Source organism: Vibrio sp. 1580 (assembly GCF_033340055.1).
The window spans coordinates 1-844 of sequence record NZ_JAWOVT010000157.1 but is presented as its reverse complement, the minus strand read 5'-3'; the positions used below and the strand labels follow the sequence as shown (position 1 = coordinate 844).

Annotated in this window: 1 protein-coding gene; it reads right to left on the bottom strand. The window is 47.2% G+C overall.

Going from position 1 to position 844, the window contains the following annotated elements:
- A partial coding sequence (locus R7093_RS24690; RefSeq protein WP_318146949.1) for a pyridoxal-dependent decarboxylase occupies nucleotides 1-844 on the bottom strand: 844 nt, incomplete at both ends.

Genomic DNA, 844 nt, shown 5'->3' with positions numbered 1-844 from the left:
TGAACTGTGAAGTGTGATTTCTTAGAACATACGATGCGAAGTTTGTCAGCGTAGTCAGGCAGACCTAACTTCTGGATTGAGTGACCACTTAGCTTATCTGCGATCCAATCACGTGCCAGCATCAAACCCATTTGGTTACTTTGAGTGCCACCGCTAGTGAAAATACCATCGGCTTTTTCGCCTAAGTCGTACTTGCCGCACAGCCAATTGACCACTTTTTGCTCAACGTAAGTTGCAGAAGATGCTTGGTCCCATGAATCCATTGATTGGTTCAGTGCTGCAATCATCGCCTCTGCTGCAACAGCCGGCATTAAAGGAGGCGTATGCAAATGCGCGATACAATCAGGGTGTTGAGTGAAGATAGCGTTCTTTGCCACCAGCTCTGCCGCATCATCGATTACGGATTTAAGTGGTGCATTTTTATTGTCTAGGTCAACCGCGTTGATCGCATCTTCTAACGCTTTAGGCTCCATACCTGAGTATGGTGCGTTAACTTGTTCAAACACTGACTTCATTGCAGCAGTTGTGTGGTTCATTACTGATGCAAACTCAGCACTGCCTAGTTCACTGGTATGGATGAAGTGCTTTTTCCACTCTTCTTGTGGTGCAGCTTCAACGTGGCTACCGCCTGCGGCGATGATCGCTTCTTCAAGCACACGTAATGCGAAGTCAATCTGTTCGAATGAAATGATAAGTGGTGGAAGGAAGCGAATAACAGAACCTTCGCGGCCGCCTTTTTCAACCATCAAACCACGCTCAAGCGCAGCACGTTGAATCGCTAGGGTCAACTGACTGTCAGCAAGAGGTTCACCAAACTTGTTAAGCTCGCCGTTAGGATTCTTGA